This is a genomic window from Arachidicoccus ginsenosidivorans (assembly GCF_007971385.1).
In the GTDB taxonomy this organism is placed as follows: domain Bacteria; phylum Bacteroidota; class Bacteroidia; order Chitinophagales; family Chitinophagaceae; genus Arachidicoccus; species Arachidicoccus ginsenosidivorans.
Genome location: NZ_CP042434.1, coordinates 4153531 through 4174994 on the forward strand (window position 1 = coordinate 4153531; position 21464 = coordinate 4174994).

At 40.9% G+C, this 21464-nt stretch carries 12 protein-coding genes and 1 riboswitch; of the genes, 2 read left to right on the forward strand and 10 right to left on the reverse strand.

The annotated features are described in order from the left end of the window. Window positions 1-66: 66 nt before the first annotated feature. From FSB73_RS16645 to FSB73_RS16665, 6 genes are all read right to left on the reverse strand, one after another. Window positions 67-4884 (reverse strand): Eco57I restriction-modification methylase domain-containing protein, encoded by a 4818-nt coding sequence (locus tag FSB73_RS16645; protein WP_146784719.1) that lies wholly within the window; start codon window positions 4882-4884, stop codon window positions 67-69. 15 nt (window positions 4885-4899) lie between these two features. Next, window positions 4900-7326, reverse strand: a complete 2427-nt coding sequence (locus FSB73_RS16650) for a helicase-related protein (protein WP_225974094.1) — start codon at window positions 7324-7326, stop codon at window positions 4900-4902. Window positions 7327-7352: 26 nt separating this feature from the next. After that, window positions 7353-7781, reverse strand: a complete 429-nt coding sequence (locus FSB73_RS25325) for a hypothetical protein (RefSeq protein ID WP_225974095.1) — start codon at window positions 7779-7781, stop codon at window positions 7353-7355. 26 nt (window positions 7782-7807) lie between these two features. Then, window positions 7808-8014: a helix-turn-helix transcriptional regulator gene (locus FSB73_RS16655; RefSeq protein ID WP_192904069.1), complete on the reverse strand. Its 207-nt coding sequence runs from the start codon at window positions 8012-8014 to the stop codon at window positions 7808-7810. 338 nt (window positions 8015-8352) lie between these two features. After that, the gene (locus FSB73_RS16660) at window positions 8353-8706 is read right to left on the reverse strand and encodes a DUF3024 domain-containing protein (protein WP_146784722.1); all 354 of its coding nucleotides are present in this window, start codon (window positions 8704-8706) and stop codon (window positions 8353-8355) included. 214 nt (window positions 8707-8920) lie between these two features. Beyond that, entirely contained in the window at window positions 8921-11338 is a 2418-nt protein-coding gene (locus FSB73_RS16665) for a TonB-dependent receptor (protein WP_146784725.1), read from the reverse strand. Between the two features lie 85 nt (window positions 11339-11423). Then, a riboswitch (TPP riboswitch) is annotated at window positions 11424-11525 on the reverse strand. Window positions 11526-11782: 257 nt separating this feature from the next. Here FSB73_RS16665 and FSB73_RS16670 point away from each other — a divergent pair. Next, window positions 11783-13009 (forward strand): AAA family ATPase, encoded by a 1227-nt coding sequence (locus FSB73_RS16670; RefSeq protein WP_158639584.1) that lies wholly within the window; start codon window positions 11783-11785, stop codon window positions 13007-13009. Window positions 13010-13103: 94 nt separating this feature from the next. On the opposite strand, the gene FSB73_RS16675 is transcribed toward FSB73_RS16670, so the two are convergent. The 4 genes from FSB73_RS16675 to FSB73_RS16690 form a co-directional block, all read right to left on the reverse strand. After that, window positions 13104-15881: an MGH1-like glycoside hydrolase domain-containing protein gene (locus tag FSB73_RS16675; protein ID WP_146784730.1), complete on the reverse strand. Its 2778-nt coding sequence runs from the start codon at window positions 15879-15881 to the stop codon at window positions 13104-13106. Window positions 15882-16106: 225 nt separating this feature from the next. After that, window positions 16107-16910: an SDR family oxidoreductase gene (locus FSB73_RS16680; protein WP_146784732.1), complete on the reverse strand. Its 804-nt coding sequence runs from the start codon at window positions 16908-16910 to the stop codon at window positions 16107-16109. A gap of 569 nt (window positions 16911-17479) precedes the next feature. Then, on the reverse strand, window positions 17480-18901 hold the full coding sequence (locus FSB73_RS16685; protein ID WP_146784735.1) for an efflux RND transporter periplasmic adaptor subunit: 1422 nt from the start codon (window positions 18899-18901) through the stop codon (window positions 17480-17482). Between the two features lie 109 nt (window positions 18902-19010). Next, entirely contained in the window at window positions 19011-20441 is a 1431-nt protein-coding gene (locus FSB73_RS16690; protein WP_146784737.1) for a TolC family protein, read from the reverse strand. A gap of 172 nt (window positions 20442-20613) precedes the next feature. Here FSB73_RS16690 and FSB73_RS16695 point away from each other — a divergent pair, with 172 nt between their 5' ends. Next, window positions 20614-21384, forward strand: a complete 771-nt coding sequence (locus FSB73_RS16695) for a TIGR02757 family protein (RefSeq protein WP_146784740.1) — start codon at window positions 20614-20616, stop codon at window positions 21382-21384. Window positions 21385-21464 lie beyond the last annotated feature (80 nt).

Sequence of the window (21464 nt, forward strand, 5' to 3'; positions counted from 1 at the left end):
TGATTTCTTATTTAAACGGTCAGCCCGGTCTATTGCCTACCAGTAAACCCTCAGTGATTAACCCAGTCATAAACGGCTTTCAAAATGCGCCCAGGCGCGCTTATAATCCGCCACCCGGTCACATTTAGTGAATGGAGCGTAATAGATTACCTTTTCTCCATTATAGAGCGCTGATTTTGTAATGGTGTGTTCATACTGCTCCCCTGCTGGAAGGTCTTTAATTTTCTCCCAGTCAGGTCGGTCCAGTCCGACACCTGTTAAGCCTTTACTACAGGTAAAGACAATATTGCCTTTTGTGTCATACCAGGTGTCGTCCTCATTTTGTTGTAGAACCGGGAATTGAATGTTGTACATTAAAATTAATTCTTCTAGTGAAAGACCGAGTGCCATTGCGGTGATTACGTCAATTTCTACAAGCGCCATCCGGCGCTCAAAATAGTTACGTAGCGGGGTATTCCAGGACCAAGTCTTAGATAAAGCGGAAAAAGGCTTTAATCTATTGTCTTGGGTGGACCAGGCGTCTTTAGTGAATGCTGGATCATAGTTTTCCTCCCAGAGTTCAGCGTAGTGGGTATTGAGGCAGTTGAGGAGAAGAGTTCGTACATATAACGCGCTATTATAATTATTATTAATATTCAATGGTAGGTTTAAAAGTTGACTACTGTCATATAATCCTGCTTTGCCAATAGTTTTAATGAAAAAATCAATAACAATTGAAGACGTTACTCCAGAAAATTCAATTAATGAATGTAAAGATTTAAATATTATAGATTTAATGGTGTTAATGTGAGTCCCTTTGGGTGGAATAATTGCACCCGATAAGGTTCTTTCTCCTGCCTGGCTTAACATCGCCCGAAACGCCACCTTATAATAACCCAACCAATTGCCGTTTTCGTCTTCAAACCCTTTAATGGTGGAACCATAACCCGCAGTTACATTCAGTGGGGTGTAATTCGTGCGAGCGACGTAATCAGCTTTAATGGATGTTAAATCAATAATATCATAATCAGCTTTTTCCACACAAATTGCCCTCGGGGTTTTATACATCGGATTGCCCACGAATAAATGTGGCCCGGAATAGATCATTTCGTATTTACTAAAATCCGGGTATTTTGTGTCCCTTTGTATAAAACCTGCTGTGACATCGTTGGTCTCATGCCAACCTTCGGATATTTTATTTTCAATATCTGCCACTTTGCCTGGAAACTCCCCAATCTTTTTAATTACGTCAACAATGCCTTTTGCATGGATACTGACTAGTTTTGACCCCTGCCAATTTTTGCTATTTTCAAAGGTTGCAGCTAATATTTTTAATACCTCTTCATCAATGAGTACTTTTCTTGATGGATGAGGTTTCGTGTTCCAGACAAAATTTCCAGTTGCACTATCCTTGATTTTTATTCCTTGAACGGGCTCTAATGCAGCTGTTGGGTTCTCAATAAAACAACCTTCAATCGTTGCCGGATGGAATAGGTTGTTGATTGAGTAAAATTTTTGAATACCTAATTTTCCTGCATAGATGTTGATTCCGTATTTTTCACGGTGCGCCACCTCTGCAAAAAGGTTGAATGCATTTTGGAACTGAAAGTGATACCTCAATCTTTTATAAACCTCCTCCCTTAATGCATATCCTTTTGGATCATCATAAATGCCTTCGGGATGAATAAGCCCTAAGAAGCCGTCGTTATTAATCCAATGCAGTCCATTCTCCAATACGCATTTATACAAGTTGGTTTGCTGGCCTTTGAGTAATGGATAATTTTGAAAGGCATTCATGAAAACGGCCGATGCATCGTTTTCAATGTTTTCAGTAAAATATAAATCTTGCCTGCTTGGATTCTCTAAGAATTCGGCCTGTAATTTTTTGACCTTTGGTGCAGATATCTTTCTGATCTCCAGCTCGGGATAGATCTCAGACATCAAGTCCTTTTCCTCAAATGTAATCTTGAGCCATGGCGGATTTCCTACAGCCACATCAAAACCTTTTCTGTCTACAAATACTTCAATGAATTCCAGTTCATAATGAAAGAATTTATACTGCGCTGCATATTTTTGAATTAGCTGGGCACGTTGATTAGTAAATAGCGAGGAGGTGGATTGTTTTAGTGCCTCCGCAAGTTGTTTTACAATGGATTTTTTATCCTTACGGTAGCTTTTTATTAACTCCTCGTCAATTAATTGTTCAGGACTGTCCTGATGGATATTGTCTAAGTCCAGGTTTAAGATTTGAATCAAGTCATTATACCATTCTGCTCTGGTGGGAAAATCTTCGGCACTTCGCACATCCCAGAACCATAAGCTACACCAATAATCCATGATTTGTTTTAGCTTATAGTATGGCGCATTGGGTTTTAATCTGTTATCCGCAAATTCTTTTTTTTGTTGATATGAATAGGAGTCTAACATCTTGTATGCAATGTCTTCAGATCCAAAAAATACGGCATTTGATTTTGTAATAATGGCAATATCTCTTTGGATATTATAATGTGCAATAAGGAGCGCATCAATTGCATTAGCTATTTTTTTGAGCTTGTTAATTTCATCGGCGTCTAAAGGCTGCACAAAATCCCGGCGTCTTTCAATTAGGCGCTTGCTTTTATTAGGATAGGCTTCTTTCAGTAGTTTAATATTTGCAGAGGAAGCCATATCTTCATCAGGCAACAAAAAGTGGTAAATCTGGTCTTCATCACGCAAAATACGCTTTTTGCCAAATTTTAAATGTTCTGGTTTTTTGGTCCACCACTGTTTTTTTACGTATGTATTGCCTTTTTTGGTGGTGCCGGTCGGTTCAATGGAAAACTCTTTTACTTTGTATGCCTTTAACCAACTACCCACTACAGCATTCCCTTCCCCTAGCCGGTAGCCAAAAAAGGGCGTTTGCATGTCCTTGTGGATCACATTCAGCCAGAGCGAAAGTTTACCTAATTCTACGGCAGTTGGGTTTATATCCACCCCATAGACATTGTTTAAGGCGATGTAAGCTTTTACTTTTTGGGTCTCCTGTTGGTACTGATTGGGGTCTATTTTTTTGTTTAATTCCTTTTGTCTGTTTGTTAGATAAGCCTGTGCCAACTGATTAATGACTTCATTATGGAAGGCGGCTGCCCCCATGGCGGGTTCCAGAATTTTAAGGTCCAGCAGGTCTAATGCCTTAATTTCTCCCTTTTCTAATTTCTCTAGTATCGGTTTGAGGGTGTATTTAACGGTCGTCTGGGTTAATACTTCTGGCGTATAATAAGAAGCAGACTTTTGCCTGTCCCGTCCATTTAACCGGTAGATAAAGCTGCCTTTGGGGATAACTTTTAACTGCTCGGACCCATCGGCCATTTCTTTATAATAAATCTCATCATGGTCAAACTCATCAAGGCGGCTACGAGGAACTAAAAATGACCCGTCGTTACTTACAACCTGCTCCGAAGTCTCATTCTTTTTTTTCTTTCTGTGCACTTCAATATTGTCCACTGCCGCTAAAACACCGCGGAAAGCGAGCAGGCTTTCATAAACGGAACCTAATTGATTAATGCCCAAATTTGCATAAGAAATACGTCCGCGTCCCTTTTTTTGTTGTTTTTTGGATAAGGAAAGTTCACAAATCACGTCCTGCCAGACAATATTTCTGATTTTGACATTATTTAAATAATGTAACCCTTTTGGATCAAACATCGGAGAATCCAAATGTTTGATTTTAAAGCTTTTATTGGTGGCCCAATGTTCCCGGTAGCCCGTATGGAGCAGGTCAAATAGCTGAAATAAGGATTTATGGAAAAAGTGTCCATTAATGCTGGATTCAGTAATAAGTGGTACTTGCTCCAGCTCTCTTAACATTTCTAGGGAGTAACCATGTTCATAAACTTCATCATTAGCTGGTAATATTGCCAGGTCTTCTCTTGATTCTGCATAAAACAAAAATAGCAACCGGTAGACCATATTCAGGCAATCTTCTTTCAACCAGTCTGCATTGATGTCTTCATATTGCTTCCCTTGTTTAACTAGATCAACCACTGCTTCATTGGCCAGTCTTTCAACAGCGTGAATGACGCCCTCTTTTAAATCTTTGGTGACTTCATAGGCTGCCTTATGGGCGTCCTCTTCCAAGGATTCCATCAGTACAATATCTGCAGTTGGGGCCAATAATTCCTTGCCTAACAGCAGATAGAAAACACTGTAATCATTTTTATTGGTCGCTGCGTCATCAAAAAGCGCTTCTAAATCCAGTTCCAAATAGGACCCTCTAAACCAGTTTTCAGACTCTAATAGATAATACTGGTTACCAGCACAAAGCAAAATGTATTTAGGCCTGCGGTACTCGTCCAATAAGAAGATCTGGCCAACGGCCTGGTTGATGATCATGGGGGAAATATGCATTCCCTCAGGTACCGTGAAAATGTCGGCCCATTGACTGCGATGGTATTTTTGTTCCTTGGTGGATTTTTCTGCGCCGTTTTCCTCTTCCGACACATAAGACTGCTCAAAAAGGCCTTCTGGCTGGTCTTCTGCAGTTCTTTTGATCATGGCATGCATTTCCATGACCATCAGGTGCGGTTTATCCCCTCTATACAAAATCTGTCTGACAGGGATTACCGTGTTATAGGTAATGGGGAATAACTCGCCATAGTTATTTTGATGGCCATCATACCCTAAAGCGTTTAAAATCTTTGTATGAAAACCGTGGGTTAGGTTGACTTTGTCCTTGGGCCTTAAGTGATTTTCAATAAACTGTTGCTTTAGTTTAAAATAATGCGGCTTAACGGCTGCCATCCTTTTATTGATCTCTTTAATGGCCTCGTGGCTATACCCGGATTTTTCGATAACTTTTTTGCTAAAGCCATCATCAAAATAGTTGGAAGCAAAATAATCACCTATATTATTAATGAAATGAATCATATTGTCTCAGATTAGTTAGTTGTTATAGAATACGGCCAAAACTTTTAAATAAGCATCACTATTAAGGCTAGTCAGGTCTTTAAAATACCTGCTAGACTGATCTAAAATTGTTTGGATGTAATGCTCTTGATTTGCCTTGCGATTTTTTATGATACCATACTCTGGTTGCTCCCCAAAATCAAGTTCTAACTGCTTGCTCTTGCTTCTTTGCCAATTGTTCATTTTTTCTTCATAAACCGCCATCTTGAGAGTCATTTCGTGTTCCAATTGAAGTGTCTTTTGCCTCATATGCAGCCTTTTTGCATTCTCAATTGCCTCTGGAAGTATTTCTTTTAATTGCTGCAGCTCTTTTTCAGGGATATCCTGGGTATAGAGTTCTTTAGAAAGTGCGTAGTCTTCTTGGAATTTTTCAAATGGAACCGGCTGACCTCTCATTCCTCCATCCATACCCATAGGTATCACAAAGAAATCTGAAATAATGGACTGTCCAAGATCATTGGCCACAGAACCTTCAATAAGGTAATAGGCCATGCTTTTGGGAAGACTGGTTATTTTATTGACCAGTGCCACATCTTTATCCACTGAGGCCTCCAGCTGTGTCATGAGGTATTTTATGATCGGGTGCAGCTCATATAAAGTCTGGAACCTGGCCCATTCTCCTTTTTTCTTCCTGGCATCTGCTATGGCCTTTTGGACATCCTCTTTGTTTAAGGATAGTTGGTATACATCTCCAATTTTAGCAGGTTTAGCCTCTTTGGGTAAATCATACATGATGCGGTCAAGCTCTTTGGTGTTTTTTACTTCCAGCAAGTCCTCATCAAAATTAGCCTCATCCTGCTTCAAATACTTATCGGCCTTCAATTGCTCGATGAGTGCCGTATAATACGCTTTGTCTGACTCAAATAAAGAGATGGTGTCCATAATGGGATGAGCTACCTCTCGGTTGGGTGTTCTATCATCAAATAAGGCATCAAATGCATCATCATCTAGCTCATTACCAGGCGCATGCTCCAATAAATTTTCGTCCCCTGTTGCAATCGCTTGCGTAACTAGCTCGGCTTCTCGGTTCGCGTCATAGAGTTTATATACGGAGGCGGCGTCTCCCAGGGAATTATGTACAATTTCTTCTTTTTCCTTGAGTTTACCAATAATATGCAGATCGTCTTTTAATCCCTCTAATTCTGATTTTGCGATCATATAGTGAATATAAGGGGTCTCGGTCTGACCATAGCGATCAATACGTCCATTTCTTTGCTCTAACGTAATAAGCGACCAGGGAATATCATAATTGAACATATGATGGCAGTAGTAATGGAGATTGACCCCCTGAGACCCTGCGTCTGAGGTTAGCAGTACCCGGATATCAGAATCTTCCTTGCCAAAATCTTCAATTAATCGCTGTTGTTCCATATCCGTTAGGGACCCATTAAAGTCTTTAATGGTGTCACCATCCAGATTGAAATCTGCCTGTAGTTTTCTTCTTAAGGCATTTAAGGTCTCAATTCTTTCTGCAAAAACCACAATTCGGAAGTCTTTTTTCTTGCCCTGCCATTTTAGTTGCAACAATGCTTGTTTAAAGGCGTTATACTTAGCGTCCTTGCCTTGCTTTATAATATGTTTTAGTTGCTGCTCTAAGTCTTTTAATAAAAACAGATTATCTCGAGTCTGACCTATATCTGATTTTTGATCGAGTTCTTCCAATTTTTTTATTCGGTGTAGGATAGTGCTTAGGGCAGCCTCAGGAGAGGACATGTAGGATTTAAACAGCCCAATGGCAAAGAGCAAATCCCGCTTTTTGTGCTTATGCTCCGAACCAAAAAGTTCTTTTTTGACCTCCTGTTTATTTAAGCCATCCAGGGCATCAAATTTCATTTTTTGTTGGACCTCTAAGAAAGCATTTTCCTCATCTGTTAGTTCCGCATGAATGGACCGGACGACTCTTTCCTGGAAATTCTGCCTAACGCTGTCGTCCTCAATATCGTTTTTAAATCGCCTGACATAATAAGGCTCAATGTCTTCCTTGGTGAAGTTGTCCTCGTTTTGAATGGCCAGCGGCTCAATCATATTAATCAGGTTGGCAAAATTCTTTCTTTTGCCATTATGGGGCGTAGCGGAAGTAAGAATCAAAGATTCACACTTTTTACTTAATAGTTGAGCCAGGCTCCCCCTTTGGGAACTGGCATTTGCTACCGTATGACATTCGTCTATGACGATAATATCCCACCTGGTCTTTTCAATATAATGCTGAAACTTTGCATTATTTTTCAAAGTGTCAATAGAAACGATGGTTTTATCATAATACTCAAAAGGATTTTTAGTTGCCGGTAACTCTGATTTAATCCTTGAAATACCTTCTGAGTCCAACCGAACCAAAGGAATCGCAAACCGGTCCCATAGTTCCTGCTGAAACTGGGCTAATATGGATTTTAAAGCTAAAACCATAATGCGCTTTCCCTTTCCCCTTTTGATCATTTCTGAAAGGAAATCCCGACTTCCACTGTTTTACCTAACCCTACTCCATCGGCTATTAATAACCTGGGTCTTGGTAAATGAAAGGCTTTAAGCGTAGGTTCTAACTGGTAACTGGCCAGATTAAAGGCTGCTTTTTGAGCAATGGTGATTTGTTTGCTATATACAGGTGAATTGCGGATATGGTTTTCGACAAAAAGCTTTGTTTTGCGGTAACCGTAATGGGTGTCTGCCACTAGTTCAGTATTGACAGGGTCCAAGGTCTTAATATCTTTATCAATATTGGTGTCAAATTTAAACTGCTTGGTTTTTACCAACTCAGAAATGCCTTCTACCGTTAAAATGGCACTTCCCTCATTTTCCTCTATTTGTTTGATAATAAAATCCTCGTCTCTGGTAGTTATGCGTTGTCCTATTGAATAAGCCATTGATCAATTAAATTTAATTTTGGTCGTCATTTGGTGGAATTGATTAAATCCCTAATATCTATTTGGAGCAGTTTTGCAATTTGGCACAGTGTTTCAAGACTTGGCTGCACCTCATTGGTACACCATCTGGATACAGTCGTCTCGTTTTTTGCCAGTTGTTCTGCTAGCCATTTGCTCGTTTTGCCCTTTTCAGCGAGCACAATTTTTAACCTGTTAATTAGCATTTGCTGCATAGTAATCTGCATTTAATGTAAATATAATGAAGTTTTATAAAATTGCGTATTTTTTTAAAGGCAGTTTGGTGTCAGGAGATTTTGGGCAAGAAGTCTTAAGAAAAGCCTTTTAATAAAAAAAATCCCTCAAAACAGCCAAAAGGAGAAAGCATATAGCATATAGTTTTGTCCTATTTATTATTGACTTTGGAACTGTTTAGCATCTGAACCATCAGTACCTAAACACAAACAAGGCTTTTTAGGAGGAGGTATCCCCCCTCCTTGCAGTTCTGGATTTTTTTAAGTGATTAGTGCATTATACAAATTTACCTGGCCATGCTCTGGACTATCTACTAATGCTACCCGAAAAAGCAGCCATATTTATCCTTTTTGATCACCTCCAACAGCGGACTTAACTCGCTAGCTTCTGGATTGGGTTCATAGCTTTCCCAATTGCCGGAAGCGCGCATCCAGTAAAGTTTCCAAAGATCTTTAGACTTGATATAGCGGATTTTCGCGAAAGCGCGTTCCATCATCCTTTTTGGATCCCGAAAATCTGGACTGATCTCAAAGAGGATTGCCTGACGGCCGTCCCAACGGTAGCACATATCTACTTTTTCACGTATTCTTTCATCTTTTGGCCGAATGGATTCGTTAAAATCCCTCAACATGGCATCATATACCTTGAAATTAAGTGCTTGATCTTTAATCATAAGCGCAAAGGTCGTTTTCTTTGATGAAAAATCAAGGCCTAATTGGTAAAACTATATTGCGTTTTGCGCCTCGATTAATAGAAGACTGCAATTCGCTTATTGAAAAAAAGAATTCCAAAGTGTTCACAGTCGCCTGGGCCCAGACGACTGTGAACACTTTGGAATTTACCTGGATATAGGTTAAGTTTTATTTCAATCTAAATTTACTTACTGCTTACAACTCAATTTGTATACCCGCCATAAAATGGATGGGGGCTGCCGGGAAGTAATACAGGTAATTATTGATCTCTCCGCCCTCATATTCCGGGTAAGTGGCTCCATTGGTGTAGTATTTTGTGCTAAATAGGTTGTATACCTGTCCTATCAGCTGAATGTGTTTGAACCAATTGCCGCTTAAACCATAAACAACTCTAATATCCTGATTATAATAGCCTTTTAGTATCCGGTCTTTGTTTTGGGTATTATCCAGGTATTGTTTACTGACATATTTCCCTTCCAAAGAAAATGTGAGGGATTTGATTGGGTGCAAATTTAAACTGTAACCGCCGACGATATTTGGAGAAAAGGCGATATCCGTATTGCTTTGTGTCTCTGCTTTTGGATCCAGCTCATTCCAGTTAGCATCATAATTGGTGTAATAAGCGGTGTATTTATCTATTTTGTTACGGCTGAGTGAAAGGTTAGCTGCTATATCTACCCATTTAGCCAGTTTGTAGCTACCTTGGAGTTCAATACCTGCCCGGTAGCTGCTGGGAACATTAATGCGGGTCGCTTCTCCAACATCATTCAGCTTTCCGGTTAACACCAATTGGTCTTTGTAACCCATATAATATAACCCGATGCCGTAAAAATATTTGTCTGCCTTTTTTTCAAGTCCCAGTTCAACATCCTGCAACTGTTCTCTTTTGGGCTGATGTGTCAGGCCAGCCTCAAAGTCATCTCTGTTGGGTTCTTTGTTCGCCATGGCATAGCTTAAATAGGCGCGGGTGCCATTTTTGGCATAAGAAATACCTAGTTTTGGGTTGTAAAAATCAAATTTTCTTTCGACAGTCAAATCCGGATGGCCACTGAATCCTTTCATTTTATGCCAAACGTGGCGGTATTGCATATCTGCAAACAAATGAAAGTACTGCCCAAAATCATGCATCCATTTTAGATATACATTTTTGTCATATTTGTATGCCGGGGTATTATAATATTCATAATCTGGTGCAGTGCCGCCATTAGCTGTCCAGATCACCTGTCCATAGTGGCCGCCATCATAGTTGGTCCAGGCACCTCCCAGAGTGAGTAAATCTTTGGCCTGCTTCCTCTCTAAGGAAAAGGTCTGGCCATAGAAATAATTATCCAGGTACTTTCTGCGAATCAGATCTGTGGAAGCGGTATCATCCGCTGCCCGTGTAATCCCATATTCTGAATAATCCGCCTCATTTTTATATTCCTCATAATAACCAATACCTCTGGTTAAAAAAGAAGCGATGGCAAAGGACCAGGCATTATTAAAGGTGTGGTTTATAAAGAGTTGGTAATGACTCTGTGTATAATTATCGGTCTGATTCGGGTAATAGGATTTGGATGATTTGATATAGCCTAGTTCATTATAGGTGGGATTACGCATGATAGAATCCCCTGGTACCCCGTTCCAGGCCTGATAGGTCTTTTCTTTACCTGTTATAAAATTAAACCGGACCGTGGTGGATTTTCCGATATAGGCTGTAGAAAATAATAGGGATTCCAGCTTACTGGAGGCCCTGTCGATATACCCGTCACTGCTGATATGGCTTAGTCTGATATCTGCGGTAAATTTACCATCTATCAGCCCGCTTCCTGCGGAAACGGTGTTTTTCCAACTATTATAAGAACCGTAACTATTGGAGAAGGTAGCGTAAGGCAGTTCATGTACTTGGTTGGTACTGATATTGATGGTGGCGCCAAAGGCACCGGCACCATTAGAAGAAGTACCTACCCCTCTTTGAACCTGTATGGAATTAACGGAGGAGGCGATATCAGGCATATCTACAAAATAAGAACCTGAACTCTCCGCATCATTATATGGAATACCATTGAGTGTAACATTGGTCCTGGCCGCATCTGAACCCCTGATATGGATGCCTGTATAGCCAATACCGTTACCGGCATCAGAATTAACGACCACGCCAGGCGTCTGGTTTAGCAGGTAGGGCAAGTCTCGGCCTAGGTTTTTGTCCTTGATGTCGGCTGCAGTGATATTGGTTTTAGCAAAGGGAGCATTGTCCGCTGCTCTGGTGGCCCTGACTTCCAGTGGGTCTAGCGTGGTAGAAATAGAAACAAGGAAAAATACCTTTTCTATTGAATGGTTGGTGATGCGCACCTCCCTTTGTAAAGGTTCATAGCCAACTGAGGAAAGTGAAATTATATATCTGGTTTGCTTTGCTAATTGTAACGCAAAATGACCTTGATTGTCGGCAATAACGCGTCCTGAATCTGTGTTATTGATCGCTATATACTTAACTGTTGCACCTTCTAAGGGCTGTCGATCCGCATTTAGTACAGTTCCTTGTAAATCAATATTTTGAGCCCTTAATAGTCCAGGTACGAAGCTCATTAATACCGTCCCTAATACTGCACATAAAAGAACAATGGGTCTTTTCATCACTTTTTAAATGTGAACGGATTTGCTTTAAATTGAGGGGAGATTAGAGGAACTGCTGCTGCAAAACTATCGGTCAATTCTGCAGATGGGCGGTTTCAGCCTTCCCTTCGCAGGCATTATCCTGTTCAGGTTATACGGGTTTGATCTCAGCCTTCCACTTAAGGAAAAAGCACCCCGAGGAAATTTCGGATGCGAAGTTAGGTAAGTATTGGAGATTTTACAAAGGATTTTTTGAGTTTGGGTGGGCAAAGTTTGAGACCTATTTTAAGAAAATATCTATTTACATCTATGGGCGATTATTGGTTTGGAATTTGTGAAAAATTCACAAATTGATTGTGTTTTTGTTCAATGATCATAGACTTTCAATTTGGTAATTTCAAGTCCCTGTTGGAATTCCAGACTTTTTCGATGCGGGCTGCACATAAGAGAAAAAATGACAATGGGATGGATGAGGAAAATGTGTTCACTACTTCTTTTGATTTGCGCATGCTAAAAACCAAGGCTATTTATGGTGCTAATGCGAGCGGGAAAAGCAATATAGCGCAGGCATTTGAAGCATTTATGCTTATGGTTAAAAGCACTGAAGAACAAGAAGAATTGGTAAAAAAAATATGGTCAGAAAGATTTCGATTAAATGGTAACAAGGATGAGACTCCAATGTCCTTTCAATTAATATTTACCTTTGATAATGGTATTTACAGATTTGGGTTTCAAATCCAGGATGAAAAAATAAAATCTGAATGGCTATTTCGTACGGAAGCTGGTCAATTAGCGTCTGAAGAGCCGTATTATTTTAGAAAAAATTCAGGCATTGAATGTAATGAAAAGTATATTACAAAAGGGAGTGCCTATTTGCAATTATTAGATAAAGAAACAGAGCGTACTTTCGGGTCTGATGTTTTATTCCTGACCAGTGTGGCTGCAAAAGGTCAGGAATCTTTTAAAAAAATCAGAGAGGCTATCCTAAACGCAATAACAATAGATGGAACTAATTCTAAGCCAGGATTACAACTTGCCTTACATATACTCGATAAAGGTGATCCTAGTGAATTGCAATCCTTAAAAAATTTCATGAGGTATTCCGACATAGGTATTCATGATTTTTTATTAGCTGATTTGCCCTTATCATCGCAAGGGGACGCACGGCATCCACTGATGCAAGACTACAAAAGTGGTTTTAAGCCTTTGAATTCAATGCATCAGAAATATGGAGATAATAACAAGCCTTTTAATAAAATACATCAAGATGATTTCTTTAAATGGGAATCAAAAGGAAGTGTGAAATTATTAGGTATAGGGGCAATTGTTTTAAGAACCCTGAAAAATGGGCAAGCATTGTTAATTGATGAATTTGATTCAAGCTTGCATCCAAATCTAAGGCTTAAAATTTTTAATTTATTCAATTCTAAGATAACAAATCCTAATAATGCCCAGTTAATCGTGATCACACATGACGTTGGATTAATGCGGGGTAGTAAACTGCGACGCGATCAGATTGTATTAGTCAATAAAGATCAATATGGCAGAAGTACTTTAAAAACATTAATTGAATTCAAAGGTATTCGTAAGGACGAGTCTTTTGAGAAGGAGTATTTAGCGGGTAGCTATGCAGCGGTGCCCAATCTTTCCCAATTGGATATTTCGGTAATTGGATTTTTAAATCAAATTTAAAAATAAAATATATACCAGTGCTGTATGCTTAATGCTGTTATTTTCTGGGAATCGCTTTTTTAAAGTTTACCAGAAACCTATAATCCCACCTATCTTATTTTTCTTTTCTGGCCCTTTTCTGGTTATATTTGGATTGAATCATTTTAGCGATAATTCCGGTCCAGCCAGTCTGGTGAGCGGCGCCAAGTCCCTGACCGGTATCCCCATGAAAATACTCGTGGAATAAAATATACTGGTTAAATTCAGGATCATTTTGTTGTTTTTCATCTCCATTTAGAAAAGCCCTCCTACCCGATTTATCCGCAGCGAAAAGCTGCAGATTACGACAGGCCAAAAACTCAGCAATTTCCAGAATTGTCAGGTAATTGCCACTGCCAGTCGGACATTCTACTTTAAAGTCCTTGCCATAGTAAAAATGAAATCTTTGCAGACTTTCTACGATCAGAAAATTAATGGGCATCCAGATCGGACCCCGCCAGTTACTATTGCCGCCAAACATATTGGAGTCGGATTCTCCAGGCGTATAAGCTACATTATAGATTAAGTTGCCGATCTTTAAGGTATAAGGATGGTCTTTATGATATTTTGATACAGAGCGTACGCCGTAATCACTTAAAAACTCATTTTCATCTAGCATCCTTTCCAGGATCTTTTTCATCCGGTGTCCCCTTAAAAGCGATAATAGATGCAGGGTACTATTTTGCTCCTTCCATCTGGAAACCAGATTGGCTAACTCAGGTCTATTGTCATAAATCCAGTTCATGCGCTTAATAAAAAGCGGCGCTTGTCTCAAACTGGCTTCATCGATGACTTCTACCGCAAACATTGGGATTATACCAACAATGCTTCTAAGTCGAAGTCGAATATTTTCGCCGTATTTAGTATGGATCTGATCATAATAAAACTCGTCTTGTTCATCCCACAGCCCTTCGCCATCTCCTTTTACATTTTCCATGGCATAGGCAATGGAGAGAAAATGTTCAAAGAATTTTGAAGCCATATCCTGATAGACAATATCAGTTTTACAGAGTTCTAGCGCAATGCGCATCATATTCAGGGCAAACATAGCCATCCAGGCAGTGGCATCAGACTGCTCCAGTTGAACGCCATGGGCGGTAGCGTCATTTCTGTCAAAGACACCAATATTATCCAGTCCCAAAAAACCGCCCTCAAAAATGTTGTTTTTTTCGGCATCCTTTCTGTTGACCCACCAGGTAAAATTAAGTAGTAGTTTATGATAGACTAGTTTTAAAAAATCAGTATCTGGCTTGCCATTATTTTTCTCGTCAATTTTGTACACTCTCCAGGTGGCCCAGGCATGTACCGGAGGATTTACATTGCCAAAGTCCCACTCATAGGCAGGCAGTTGCCCGTTGGCATGCATATACCATTCATGGGTAATGATTTTCATTTGATTTTTGGCAAATCGAGAATCAATCATGGCAAAGTTCACCGCATGAAACGCCAGGTCCCAGGTAGCATACCAGGGATATTCCCATTTATCCGGCATGGAGATGATATTCAAATTATCAATATTTTGCCAACCGCTGTTTCGGCCCTCTTTTCTGGCATCTGGTGGCGGTGGCATGCCGGGATCACCCTGCAACCATTTGGATACGTTATAATGATAAAATTGCTTAGACCAGAGCATGCCTGCCAGGGCCTGCCGCTGTATCTTTTTTTCCTCAGGATCAGAGATGATCTGCTGCAGGGTAGCATAAAATTCATTCGCATCCTGAACCCTGTTTTGATAAATGGCGTCAAAATCCTTAAATGGATTAGATAAAGCGGTCTTTGATAATCTGAAACGAAACACTTCTACACCGCCAGGGTCAAAAGACCGCTTGGTATAAACGGAGACCTTTGTCCCCTGCTGATTGTTTACTGCATTTTCATTGCCATCTATTACATAATCATTAATGCCGTCTTTTACAAAAACGCTTTTGTTTTCACTGCCATATAATTTCTTATTATTGGTTTCATTGTCGCAAAACAGTAAAGCGCCCGTAGGCTCAGTGTAAAAATGATATTCTCCTAGTGCTTCCTGATGAAGTTTTATCTGGTGATTGCCATCTGCCTGCATGGTTGGTTTAATAGGCTGTTCTTGCCAGTTCCAGTAATTTCTGAACCAAAGTGTTGGCAGCACATGCAGCGTTGCAGTTTTGTCCTTTGAACGGTTGGTTACTTTAAGTTGTATCAGAATGTCTTCTGCAGAATTTTTCGCATATTCGATCTGAATGTCAAAATACTGGCCATTATCCATGACACCGGTATCCATTAACTCAAATTCTGGATCCTTATGCGTTCTTTTGGCATTTTCACTAAGCAGCTGTTCATATGGGAACTGGGCAAAAGGATATTTATACAGCATTTTCATGTAAGCATGGGAAGGCGTATTATCCAGATAATAGTAAAGTTCCTTTACGTCTTCCCCATGATTGCCTTCATAATTGCTGAGTCCAAAATACCTTTCTTTTAAAATAGGATCCTGTCCGTTCCAAAAAGCCCAGCCAAAACAAAGATATTGCATGTTGTCGCAAATACCTCCTATTGCCTCTTCGCCCCAACGCCAGGCTTTGGATCTGGCCATTTCATGTGTTGTACTACGCCAGGCGTCTCCACTTGCGCTATAATCCTCTCTGACGGTACCCCAATGCCTGTCACTGACATAAGGTCCCCACTTTTTCCAATTGGCCTCTTGCAACCTTTTGCCTTCCGCAGTATCATTTAGCAGGGACTCCGGCTGGTTTTTTGAATGGGACTGTGCATTTTGCTGTGTAGCAGCGTCTTGGGCCGAAGGGTTATTTTTCGTGCTATTTTTAGCTTGACTTTGATCTTGCGGTGTATGCTGAGTTGTTTGCTTTGCTGCCATAATGCTTTCTAAAATGCCGCTCGCCTTAAAGGGGAGCTAAGCGAATAGGACTTTAATTTACCGGGAGGTGTGGACACTTCCCGGTAAATTAAAGATTAAAAAATCGATTTATAAATGCGACGTAATACCGCTTTTTAGGTGCTTTCGTTAAATCATTGTTGGTCGCTTATTTGCTGTGCCACTTTAATGCAGCTAGCAAATCAGGTGATTTTCTACCTGCAAATCTTATCCACCAGTTCTAAAGCCAGGGAAAAGCGTCATGCCGCCATCTACGAATAAGGATGCGCCGGTCACATAATCACTGTCATCACTGGCCAGCCAAACGGCTGCCTTGCCAATATCTTCCGGTTTTCCGATCCTGTTATATGGGATAAGGGTTAGCAGGCTGTCCATCGCTTCTTTTGTACTCCAGGCGTCCTTATTGATCGGTGTCTGAATCGCACCCGGGCAGATACTGTTCACGCGGATTTTGCGGCCGGCAAATTCCTGAGCGATGGTCTGCATGAGTAGATCAATCCCGCCTTTACTGGTGGCGTAGTTCGCATGGCCGGCCCAGGGAATTACCTGGTGTACGCTGCTCATATGGATGATTTTGCCGGCAGCACAAGACTTTTCAGCCACTACGCCTCTTCTTAGAAATTCTTTAATCGCCTCTCTGGCACATAAGAACTGTCCGGTCAGATTTACACCAATAACCGCATTCCATTGCTTTAGTGTCATGGTCTCAAAAGCACTATCCACCTGGATACCGGCATTATTTACCAGGATATCCACCGTTCCATAAGCCTTAATGGTGTTTTCAAACATGGCGATTACCTGGTCTTCCTGACTGACATCGCACTGGCAGAGCATCCCTTCTCCCCCTTTTGCCTGGATACCGTCCAGGATTTGCTGTGCTGCTTCTTTGCCTTTTTCAAAAGGATAGTTGATAACAACTTTGGCGCCCTCCGCCGCCATACATTCTGCGACACTTCTGCCGATGCCGCTGGAAGATCCTGTAACAATCGCTATTTGGTTTTTTAGTTTCATGAGGTTTTAATTTATACGTTTGATAGAAAATGGAAAAAAGGCCAATGAATGTGCATTTTCCTTATTTGTAAATTCTAAAAGCGGTCCAGTGCCGTGTTAATTTAAAATGATTTTCGATTTTCCAGCGCCTTGTATGCTGCGCTAATCCTTTCACTTTAGCTGCGGACTATTAACAACTACTAGCCACTCATAGCTATATCTAACTACTTCCCACTATCCGAGTCTCAATGTCGCAAAATTTTGGCAACCATGGCTTTAAAAAGCTGTTATTTTTTTTATGCAACGGGTATTAGATTGGCCCTGGCTGAATTCCATTTAGGCAGAATCTATGTGGATTACTTTAGCAAGCGGTGGTAATGAATGCGCATTCAACAGACTGTTGTGTTTTTTGTCCTTATAAAAAAATAAATATTGTGACCGGTTTAATGCCTTAAAAATCCGGCAGGCCAGTTACATTTATTTTTTTTAATAAATGTAACTGGCCTGCCGGGTATATATTACTGTATTTTCTGTTCCTGCTGTTCCTGCTGTTCTTACTGCTTCTCTTTCTTTTCTCAGCTGCCAGTTAATTATTTAGTGGTAATATCGATTAGCTGGGACTTGTCAACCACCTTTACTTTGTCGCCTGCTTTCAGTAGTTTGCTGACAGTATCATAAGAACCCGTGACGACCTGATCGCCTGCTTTCAGGCCACTGGTAATCTGGATATAATTGATATCCTGGATGCCGGTGGTGACAACCACCGGTTTTACTTTACCGTCGGCGCCAATCACAAATACCACTTCAGCGGTACCGTCATCGATGCTGGTGCCACCCGAGGCGGTATCGCCCTGGTTTAAACTACTAGCATTGCTGCCACTATCAGATTTGGCCGTTTTTGTGGCCGCAGCTGCTTTTGATTTGCTGGAATCCGTATTTTTCAGATCATTGGCATCTCTGGTGGTAACTGCATTAATAGGTACTGCCAATACGCCCTGTTCCGTATTGGTTTCTATATCTGCGCTGGCGGACATACTGGGTCTAAATGGAAAAGGCTTGCCTTTGCCAATCAAGTCCCGATAGCTATCTGGTTCTAAAAGGATATGGACCAGATAGTTGGTGGCTGTAGTGGAGGCTGTGGCCGAGGCTGAGGTGGCATCATTGGGTTGGGGATTGGCAATTTGAGTGACCACACCCCTGAATTTACGTTGGTTATAAGCGTCCACCTGAATATTTGCCTTATCGCCAATACGTACCTTATGAATATCGTTTTCACCGACATTGACCCGGACTTCAATTTGGCCTAAATCTGCGATACGCATCATTTCTGTACCGGTCATCTGTGCGGTTCCTACAACGCGTTCCCCTTTTTTTACGTCCATCAGGCTGATAATGCCATCCATAGGTGAGACAATGGTCGCTCTTTCCACGTCTGTCTGTGCTCTTAGCAAACTGGCTTCAGAACTTTGAACATTATATTTATTGGCATTAATGGTCGCCTGAGCGGCCTTATAATTGGATTTTGCGGATAGATAAGCTTGCTCCGCCTGTTCAAATTCAGATTTAGATATGACTTTTTGGTCCAGCAGGATCTTTTGGCGGTTATAAGCTTCCTCGGTTTGATTCAAGGTGGCTTTTAAACCGGAAAGCTGGTCAATGGCATTTTGCACCTGTGCTTTTGACTGTGCCACTACGGCTGCGGCCTGGTCGCGCTGACTGGCATAAATATCAGCATAGATCTTGGCCAGCACCTGCCCTTTTCTAACCGTATCTCCTTCCTGGACGGGTAAATCTACAATCTCACCGGAGATATCAGAGGATACTTTAACCTCTGTTACCGGATAAATCTGGCCAGAAGCGGTTACCAGCTCGGTAATTGTTCTGTTGGACGCTTTTTCGGCAGAGACTTTTATGCCTTCGTCTTTTCCAAAGACCCCCATTTTGCTGAGTACAATCAAAAGGGCAATGATTAAAACCAGTATGACGATGATCCATTTAAATTTCTTACTCATAATGATAAAATATAGTATTGAATATTAGGCTGATTGAATGCTTGTGCTTTGGCGTTAGCCGTTTAGCTGTATGGGCTAAGCGGGTAGTGCTTTTCGTTTTATAAATGCTTTATAAATTTATATGATTGTATTTATAAAATTCCAGCACCTTAAGCCGGAATATATACTCAAACCTGGCTGCGGACTGATTAATCTTGGCCGTATAAAGATTGTTTTGTGAGACCAGATAATCTGAGGCAGAGAGCATACCGTTTTCATACCTGAGTTCTGCCAGATGATAGGCGTACTGTGCATAGGAGGCACCTTTCGTGTCAGCATTATACTTTTCGATGCCGGATTTGGCATTGGTATAGGCTGTATAGATGTCCTGCTGCAAGGTTTGTTTATTCAGGTCACTTTGCAATTCCAGGTTATGGATATTTAGTTTGGCCTGCTCCCAGGCTGTTCTGGATTGGCGGTTATTGAAAATCGGGATATTTAAGGAAACGCCAATGGCTTGAGAAAGGTTGATATCAAAAATCTGCTTGCCATATCCCGCCTTGCTATAAACAGGGATCTGACCCTGGGCGGTGGTATAATAATTCTGCCCGTTGATATTCACACTACCCAGTGTATCTGTATAGGGAAAAGAGCCACTCTGGGTCATATAAGAACTGGCGTAATTACTTCCTACAGAACCAAAGGCAGAAAGGGTCGGATACATGGATGCTTTGGCTGATTTAGCCGCATATTTGGCCGCCAGTATTTTCAGGGAATCTACCTTTTGCTGGTATTGAGTGGTCAATGCGTGTTGATAGAGCAGGCCCGGTTGCAATTCACTGATAGGCTCCAGGGGTATTTTATCTACATCCGGTAAAGATACCTCAAAATGCGTATCAGCACTCAGGTTTAAAAGAGCCAGTAATTGAAGCTTGTTTTGCTCCATAGTGGTTACATTGGTGATATAAGTGCTACTGTCGGTGGCTAGTTGAGAGGCCAGCTGTGCGGCATTTAGTTCCGGAAGAGCGCCTGCTGCCACCTGTTTTTTTGTAAGATCTAATTGGTTGGTTGTGAGCTTTATCTGGCCTTCTGCAATATTCACTTGTTCTTTGGCCAGCAAATATTGAAGATAAGCGGCTGCCACATTGAGCGTGACATCACTTTTGGCCCTATTGACATCTGCCTCGGACGATTCACTTTGGATTTTTTTGGATTTGATATCGTTTTTGAGGCGGAAAAAATTAAACAAAGTAACGCCTGTTTGGAGGCTATAGCTCTGAAATAATACCCGATTGGTCGTAAACTGATTGGTGGTCGGATCCACGGAACGCCCAAAATTATACCCACCCTGCGTATTGAAGTTGAGGGTCGGGATCTGGTTGCTTTTTGCCTGTTTGAGATTCAGGGCGTCCAGCCTTGCCTGAACATCAGATTGTTTAACAGAGATATTGTTATCCAGGGCATAAGTGACGCACCTTTGCAAATCCCAGGTGTCGTTTTGCTGTGCAAAGATCAACATAGGTGCTGCTAAAAATGCCGCTAATAGCTTTAATTTATTCATGTATCGTCTTACATTTAGGCCTTTTTCTGCGTATCTGCTTGATTATACAAACAAATAGCAACAAAGATGAACAAATATAATATGGTTTACGGTGTCATTAGCTTATTTTTAGATAAACGGAAAAAGGCCGTCATGTACGGTAAATAACCCAGAAATTCCCGTACTTCGTTCAATGGATTTAAAACACTTTCTGGACAGTAAAGTCATGGAATTTAACCGGCCTTCCTTTATTGAGGAAGACCCGATCTGTATACCCCATCGTTTTAGCCTAAAACAAGATCAGGAAATAGCCGGATTTTTTGCGGCCATTTTTGCCTGGGGCAATCGAAAAATTATTATCAAAAAAGCGACAGAACTCATGGAAAGGATGGATAATGCTCCTTATGCGTTTTGTTTAAACCATAAGGAGCAGGATTTAAAAAGACTGCTGGGTTTTAAGCACCGCACTTTCAATGATACGGATCTGCTCTATTTTGTATCTTTTTTTCAAGCACATTATACCCGTTTTAAGTCCCTGGAATCGGCTTTTTTGATGGAGTTACCCCAAAATGCACCTTTTTCAATGAAGACCAGCCTGATTCATTTTTACCATTATTTCTTTTCCTTACCCCATCTCCCCTACCGTACACGCAAGCATATAGCCACGCCAGAGAAAAATGCGACCTGTAAACGGCTTAATATGTTTCTTAGATGGATGGTCAGAGAGGACCATAAGGGCGTGGATCTGGGTATCTGGAAAAAAATACCCATGAGTGAACTGATCTGTCCCATCGACTTACATGTGGCCAAAGTGGCCCGCAAGTTAGGCCTACTAGACAGAAAACAAACCGACTGGCGGGCTGCGGTTGAACTTACACAAAAGCTTAAAGTGCTGGATCAAAAAGACCCGGCCAAATATGATTTTGCGCTTTTCGGCCTGGGTGTAGTAGAAAAGTATTATTGATTATTTTTGTAACTGTCTGTAAATTAGTATTTTGTTATTGGCTTCTGACTAGATCAGTCCTGATTGGGCGCTGATAATAA